This is a genomic window from Pseudomonas sp. C6002 (assembly GCF_013385805.1).
GTDB lineage: Bacteria > Pseudomonadota > Gammaproteobacteria > Pseudomonadales > Pseudomonadaceae > Aquipseudomonas.
In genome coordinates, this window is sequence record NZ_JACAPH010000034.1 from 52,323 (window position 1) to 59,695 (window position 7,373).

A 7,373-nucleotide genomic window follows, 5' to 3' on the forward strand; every position below is an offset into this window, starting at 1 on the left:
GCAACGACCCTTGCGTGCATTAACTGAAAAAGGCCATAGACCATGAACGACCAACACTGGGGACCTACCATCAGTGGCGATATCGTTGTCATCGGTGGCGGCTCGGCAGGCATCGGCCTGCTGGCCAGCCTGCTCAAGCGCGACCCGCACCTGAACATCATCCTGATCGAGCCCAGCGACCACCACTACTACCAGCCGGCCTGGACCCTGGTGGGCGGTGGGGCTTATGACGTTACCAGGACCGTGCGCCCCATGGCCGACGTGCTGCCCAACGGCGTCACCTGGATCCAGGCCGCGGTCAGCGAATTACTGCCCGACGAGCAAACCCTGGTGCTCGACAGCGGCCAGCGCGTCAGCTGGAAGAACCTCATCGTGTGCCCGGGCCTGCGCCTGGCCTGGGAGAAGATCGAAGGCCTGCAAGAGACCCTCGGCCGGCATGGCGTAACGTCCAACTACAGCTATGAACACGCCGCCTACACCTGGCAGCTGGTGCGGCAACTCAAAAATGGCAAGGCGCTGTTCACCCAGCCGGCCATGCCGATCAAATGTGCCGGCGCTCCGCAAAAAGCCATGTACCTGTCGTGCGATCACTGGCTCCGCCAGGGTGACCTGAAAAACATCAAGGTCGAATTCAACCTGGCTGGTGCCGCCTTGTTCGGCGTGCCGACCTTCGTGCCGCCGCTGATGAAGTACGTTGAAAAGTACTCGGCGCAACTGGCATTCAACTCCAACCTGGTCAAGGTCGACGGCCCCGCGCGCAAGGCCTGGTTCGAAATCAAGGACGCCGAAGGCAATGTGCGCGTCGAAGAGAAAACCTTCGACCTGCTGCACGTCGTTCCGCCACAGGTCTCGCCGGACTTCATTCGCCACAGCCCCCTGGCCGATGCCGCCGGCTGGTGCGAAGTGAATCCCCAGAGCCTGCAACACCTGCGCTACCCGCACATCTTCGGCCTGGGCGATGTGTGTTCCACCACCAACGCCAAGACCGCCGCGGCGGTGCGCAAGCAAATCGTGGTGGTGGCGGAAAACCTGCTGGCCCTGCGCAGACAGGCACCGTTGTCCCTCAAGTACGACGGCTACGGTTCCTGCCCGCTGACGGTGGAGAAGGGCAAGGTGGTACTGGCCGAGTTCGGCTATGGCGGCAAGTTGCTGCCGACCTTTCCCCTCGACCCGACTGTGGCGCGGCGTTCGGCGTGGTTCCTCAAGGCGAGTTTCCTGCCGTGGTTCTACTGGAACGGCATGCTCAAGGGCCGCGAGTGGCTGACCCGTCTGGCCAAGGTGGATTGAGGCAACCCTATGCTGCTGGCAAGTTTTCTGGGCGTGGTGATGGGGTTGGTCATGGGCTTGACCGGTGCCGGAGGCGGCATTCTTGGTGTCCCGGCCCTGGTATTGGGGCTGGGGTTGACCATGACCCAGGCCGCGCCCGTGTCGTTGTTCGCGGTGGGCGCGGCCGCTGCCGTGGGGGCTGTCGACGGTTTGCGCCATGGCCTGGTGCGCTACCGTGCGGCGCTGCTGATTGCGCTGCTCGGCGCGCTGTTTTCGCCGCTGGGAGTGTTCTTCGCCCACCAGATGTCGGAGAAAGTCCTGATGGGCCTGTTCAGTGCGCTGATGGTGCTGGTGGCCTGGCGCATGCTGCAACGGGAGAAGCTTGAGGCCGGGCCGAGCGACCACGGCACCGCGTCGTGGGGCCAGAAGAACTGCATGCTCGACCAGCAGACCGGGCGCTTTTCCTGGACCGCCAAATGCACCGCCACCCTGGCCGCCCTCGGCGCAGTGACCGGTGCGGTATCGGGCCTGCTCGGCGTGGGCGGCGGCTTCCTGATCGTACCGGCGTTCAAGCAACTGACCGATGTGCAGATGCGCGGCATCGTCGCCACCTCGCTGATGGTGATCAGCCTGATCTCGTTGATCGGCGTGATCGGCGCGTTTCATGCCGGGGTCAGTATCGAGCCGATGGGCTGGGTGTTTATCGGGTCGAGCATTGTCGGCATGTTGGCGGGGCGGCGCCTGTGCTCGGTGATCAAGGCGCGCACCTTGCAGGTGGGTTTTGCCACCCTGTGTGTGCTGGTGGCGGCGGGCATGCTGTTTCGGGCCCTCATGCAGGTGCCTTGAAATGCACGGGTATCAGCGCCGCAGGTAGGCACCAAAGTCGATGTCCCCGGCGCTGAGAATCGCCTGCACCCGATTGTGCACGTTCAACTTGCGCAGGATTGCCGAGACATGGGCCTTCACCGTGGTCTCGGCAATCTCCAGGCTATAGGCGATCTGCTTGTTCGAGTCACCCTTGGTCATCCGCTCCAGCACCAGCAATTGCTTGCGGGTCAGGGCCTGCAGCAGCTCCGGCGCAAGCCCCAGGCAATCATTCATGCGGCGTTGCCCGCCGATTTTCTGGCTGCGAATAATCTCCGGCGGCAAATACACATTGCCGTTGAGAATCTGTTGGATTGCCTCGGTCATCTGCAGCCTGGGCGAGGACTTGGTGATAAACCCCACCGCGCCATAGGTGATGGCTTGCAGCACGACCTGCTTGTCCTGCTCGGCAGACACGATCACCACCGGAATCGTCGGCGACTCGTTGCGCAGGTTGATCAGGCCATTGAGGCCGTGCATGCCCGGCATGTTCAGGTCCAGCAGGATCAGATCCAGGTCGTCGTGCTCCTGGCTCAGGGCCAGGGCGCTGTCCAGGTCGCCGGTTTCCATCACTTCGCTGCCCGGGAACCCGTCGCTGATGACGTTGTGGATCGCCTCGCGAAACAGTGGGTGATCGTCGGCTATCAGAATTTTGTACATGGACGTTCGCCTTATTATTTTTGCTTATTCAAGCAGGTCCGATCCATAGGGTCATGCGCCCATTACATGCCAGTCTCGATGCCTTGGGAATGCGACGATAGAGAGGGGAATCAGTACCAAAGTAGTAGATCGTGCCGTACGTCGCGGTTTCAGCGCCACCCATTGGTCTGATTGCATTCAGTGTCGGATGGGTTAGTGTGGAGCGCATCTTCCAGAATAATAAAAACAGGCTTACCAATGAGCCCGAACCTGAGTCTCCTGCGTAAATTCGTTTCCCCTGAAATCATCTTTGGCGCCGGCTGCCGGCACAACGTAGGCAACTACGCCAAGACCTTTGGCGCGCGCAAGGTGTTGGTGGTGAGTGATCCCGGCGTGGTTGCTGTCGGCTGGGTGGCCGATGTCGAGGCCAGCCTGCAAGCGATCGGCATCGACTACTGCCTGTACACCGCCGTTTCGCCCAACCCCCGGGTTGAAGAGGTGATGCTCGGCGCCGAGGTCTACCGTGAAAACCATTGCGATGTGATCGTCGCCGTCGGTGGCGGCAGCCCGATGGACTGCGGCAAGGCCATCGGCATCGTGGTCGCCCATGGCTGCAGCATCCTCGACTTCGAAGGCGTCGACACCATCCGCGTGCCGAGCCCGCCGCTGATCCTGATCCCGACCACCGCGGGCTCCTCGGCGGATGTCTCGCAGTTCGTGATCATTTCCAACCAGCAGGAGCGCATGAAGTTCTCCATCGTCAGCAAGGCGGTGGTGCCCGATGTTTCACTGATCGACCCGGAAACCACGGCGAGCATGGACCCGTTTCTCTCGGCCTGTACCGGCATCGATGCGCTGGTGCATGCCATCGAGGCCTTCGTGTCCACCGGCCACGGCCCGCTGACCGATCCCCACGCGCTGGAAGCCATGCGCCTGATCAATGGCAACCTGGTGCAGATGATCGCCAACCCCGGCGACATCGCCCTGCGGGAGAAAATCATGCTGGGCAGCATGCAGGCCGGGCTGGCGTTTTCCAACGCGATCCTCGGCGCGGTGCATGCCATGTCCCACAGCCTTGGCGGCTTTCTCGACCTGCCCCATGGCCTGTGCAACGCGGTGCTGGTGGAACATGTGGTGGCGTTCAACTACAGCGCGGCACCGGAGCGTTTCAAGGTGATTGCCGAGACCTTCGGCATTGATTGCCGGGGCCTCAACCACCGGCAAATCTGCGGCCGGCTGGTGGACCATTTGATCGCGTTGAAGCATGCGATCGGCTTCCATGAAACCCTCGGCCTGCATGGGATTCGAGTGGCGGACATTCCCTTTCTGTCGCAGCACGCCATGCACGACCCGTGCATCCTTACCAACCCGCGTGAGTCCAGCCAGCGTGACGTCGAGGTCGTCTATGGCGAAGCTCTCTGACGATCAGCAACGGGCACTCGCGGGGCTCCTGGGGCTGGGCAACCACTCGGCGCGCAAGAGTCATTACCCCGAACTGACCGCGCGCCTCGACGAGCTGGAAGCCGAGCGCAATCGCTACATCCGCCTCAACGACGAATTGGAACAGCGGGTCGCGGCGCGTACCGACGAGTTGCTGGAAGCCAACCGCAACCTGCAACAGCAAATCGCCCAGCGCGAGAAGATCGAGCAGGACTTGCGCGATGCCCGGGATGCCGCCCAGGCCGCCAACCGCAGCAAGGACAAATACCTTGCCGCCGCCAGTCATGACCTGCTGCAACCCCTCAACGCCGCACGCTTGCTGATTTCCACCCTGCGCGAGCGCAACTTGCCCAGCGTCGAACACGTGTTGGTGGAGCGCACCCATCAGGCCCTGGAAGGCGCCGAGGATTTGCTCACCGACTTGCTGGACATTTCCCGACTCGATCAAGCGGCGGTCAAGCCGGACATCGCCCTGTACCGTCTCGACGAACTGTTCGCACCGCTGGTCTCGGAATTCCAGTCGGTGGCCGCGGCGTCCGGGCTGAACCTGCGGGCGCGTACAGGCCATTACGCAATCAACACCGACCTGCGGCTGGTGACGCGGATCCTGCGCAATTTCCTCAGCAACGCCTGCCGCTACACGAGCGCGGGCTCCATCCTGCTGGGCGCCCGCCGCCGGGGTGAGCGGTTGCGCCTGGAGGTTTGGGACACCGGGCGCGGAATTGCGGCGGACCGCCTGGACGCCATCTTCCTGGAGTTCAATCAACTGGACGTGGGCCGCGCCGCCGACCGCAAGGGCGTGGGACTGGGGTTGGCGATTGTCGAGCGTATCGCCGAGGTCCTCGGTTATCCGGTGGCGGTGCGTTCGTGGCCGGGGCGCGGTTCGATGTTCAGCATCGAAGTCCCCATCAGCGAGGACATGCCGCTGCCCATCAGTGTGGTGGCCGCGCAACCGAGCACCGGCAACCCGCTGCCGGGGAGGCGGCTGCTGGTGCTGGATAACGAAGTCAGCATCCTCGACAGCATGAGCGCGCTGCTTGGGCAGTGGGGCTGCGAGGTGGTCACTGCGACCGACCAGGCCGGCGCGCTGGTTGCGTTGCAGGGCAGGGCACCGGAGCTGATTCTCGCGGACTATCACCTGGACCATGGCGTGGTGGGCTGTGAGGTCGTGCACCAGTTGCGCGAGCATTTTGGCTGCAGGATTCCGGCAGTGATTATCACCGCCGACCGCACCGACCAATGCCGCCGTGCATTGCAGCGCCTGGACGTGCCATTGCTGAACAAGCCGGTCAAGCCCGGCAAGTTGCGGGCGGTGTTGACCCAGTTATTGGCCTAGCCACTTGATACCCGTCAACACCGGGCGTGACGCTTTGCCTCATGCTGTGGGCCAGATTTCACGGCCGACGGAGAACCCCATGAGTGCCCCCGCAACAACAGCTGCTTCATTCAAGTTGCCCCTGGGCCTGGTGGTCGGCGTACTGGTGATGGTCGGCGTGCTGCTGTTGCCGCTGCCGGCCGACTTGCCGGTGGCCGGGCACCGGATGCTGGCGATCCTCGCGTTTGCGGTGGTGGTATGGATCACCGAAGCGGTCTCCTACGAGGCCAGCGCGATCATGATCACCTCATTGATGGCTTTTTTGCTCGGCACTGCGCCGTCGCTGAAAGACCCGACGCACCTGATCGGTTCCAGCCCGGCCATCAGCATGGCGTTGACGGGGTTTTCCAACCCGGCGCTGGCGCTGGTGGCCGGCGCGTTGTTTATCGCCGCAGCCATGACCCATACCGGGCTGGACCGGCGCATCGCGTTGGTCACCCTGACCCGCGTGGGTACCAGCACGCGGGGCATTCTCGTCGGAGCAGTTGCCGTGACCATCCTCTTGAGCCTGGTGGTGCCCAGCGCCACGGCCCGCAGTGCGTGTGTGGTGCCGATCATGATGGGGGTGATTGCCGCGTTTGGCGTGGACAAGCGTTCGAATATTGCGGCCGGGATCATGATCGTCGTGGCCCAGGGTACGAGCATCTGGAACGTCGGTATCCAGACGGCGGCGGCGCAGAACCTGCTGACGGTTGGCTTCATGGACAAGATGCTGGGGCAGCGGGTGTCGTGGATCGACTGGTTGATCGCCGGGGCGCCGTGGGCGCTGATCATGTCGGCGGTGTTGTTGTTTTTGGTGTTGAAGCTGCTGCCGCCGGAGAGTGACAGCATTCCCGGAGGCAAGGAGGCGGTGGCGCAATCGCTGGTGGACATCGGGCCGATGACGGGGCCGCAGAAGCGCTTGCTGACGGTGTCGGTGTTGCTGTTGCTGGCGTGGGCGACTGAGGGGCGGTTGCACAGCTTTGATACGACCTCGACGACGTATGCCGGGCTGGTGTTCTTGCTGATGCCGGGGATCGGGGTGATGACCTGGAAGGATGTGCAGTCGCGGATTCCGTGGGGCACGGTGATTGTGTTTGGGGTTGGCATCAGCCTGGGTACGGCGTTGCTGACCACCCAGGCGGGGCAGTGGCTGGGGTCGCAGGTGGTGGCGCATACCGGGTTGGACCAGGTGGGGCCGCTGGGGGTGTTTGCGATTCTGGGGGTGTTTTTGATCGTGATTCATTTGGGGTTTGCCAGTGCCACGGCGTTGACCTCGGCGTTGTTGCCGATTTTGATTGCGGTGTTGCAGACGTTGCCCGGGGAGTTCAGTCGGCTGGGGATGACGATGTTGCTGGGGTTTGTGATGAGCTACGGGTTTATCCTGCCCATCAATGCGCCGCAGAATATGGTGTGTTTGGGGACCGGCACGTTTACCGCGCGGCAGTTTGCCAAGGTCGGGATTTTGGTGACGTTGATTGGGTATGGGTTGATGTTGGTGTTTGCGGCTACGTATTGGAGTTGGTTGGGGTGGATTTGAGGTGGGGGGCATATCCGTTATTTCGGTAACGGCCGCTTATGGTTCCGCTCTTACAGCGGCCCGCTTCGCACTGCCTGCGTTCGGCCTCGGGCTCATTGGGGCAGTCAGATCAAGGTCAAAAGCAAAAGCACAGCGGCCTACCGGCCGGCTTGAGTGTTAAAAACAGAGGCAAGATCCAGGGCGAAAGCAGAGCTGCTTTTCTGTGGGAGCGGGCTTGCTCGCGAAGAACCTGAGAGCGCCGCGTTCATCCAGGATGCCCGCGTCATCGTT

Annotated in this window: 6 protein-coding genes; 5 read left to right on the plus strand and 1 reads right to left on the minus strand. The window is 62.7% G+C overall.

Annotated features, from left to right (window positions below; genetic code table 11):
• The first annotated feature begins 42 nt into the window (after window positions 1–42).
• Both HX817_RS25495 and HX817_RS25500 read left to right on the plus strand, forming a co-directional pair.
• Window positions 43–1,287, plus strand: a complete 1,245-nt coding sequence (locus tag HX817_RS25495) for an FAD/NAD(P)-binding oxidoreductase (RefSeq protein WP_177041547.1) — start codon at window positions 43–45, stop codon at window positions 1,285–1,287.
• A 9-nt stretch (window positions 1,288–1,296) separates the two neighbouring features.
• Window positions 1,297–2,112 carry a sulfite exporter TauE/SafE family protein gene (locus HX817_RS25500; RefSeq protein ID WP_177041549.1) on the plus strand — a complete coding sequence of 272 codons (816 nt, stop codon included), beginning with the start codon at window positions 1,297–1,299 and terminating at the stop codon, window positions 2,110–2,112.
• Between the two features lie 12 nt (window positions 2,113–2,124).
• On the opposite strand, the gene HX817_RS25505 is transcribed toward HX817_RS25500, so the two are convergent.
• Window positions 2,125–2,790, minus strand: a complete 666-nt coding sequence (locus HX817_RS25505) for a response regulator transcription factor (RefSeq protein WP_063028558.1) — start codon at window positions 2,788–2,790, stop codon at window positions 2,125–2,127.
• A 237-nt stretch (window positions 2,791–3,027) separates the two neighbouring features.
• On the opposite strand from HX817_RS25505, the gene ercA reads away from it, so the two are divergent.
• The 3 genes from ercA to HX817_RS25520 all read left to right on the plus strand — a co-directional run bounded on the left by ercA (window position 3,028) and on the right by HX817_RS25520 (window position 7,103).
• Entirely contained in the window at window positions 3,028–4,191 is a 1,164-nt protein-coding gene (ercA, locus tag HX817_RS25510) for an alcohol dehydrogenase-like regulatory protein ErcA (RefSeq protein WP_003207798.1), read from the plus strand.
• Entirely contained in the window at window positions 4,175–5,545 is a 1,371-nt protein-coding gene (locus HX817_RS25515) for a hybrid sensor histidine kinase/response regulator (RefSeq protein ID WP_177041552.1), read from the plus strand. The genes ercA and HX817_RS25515 overlap by 17 nt, the downstream gene beginning before the upstream one ends.
• A 79-nt stretch (window positions 5,546–5,624) precedes the next feature.
• Window positions 5,625–7,103: a DASS family sodium-coupled anion symporter gene (locus HX817_RS25520; protein WP_177041562.1), complete on the plus strand. Its 1,479-nt coding sequence runs from the start codon at window positions 5,625–5,627 to the stop codon at window positions 7,101–7,103.
• The last annotated feature ends 270 nt before the right edge of the window (window positions 7,104–7,373 follow it).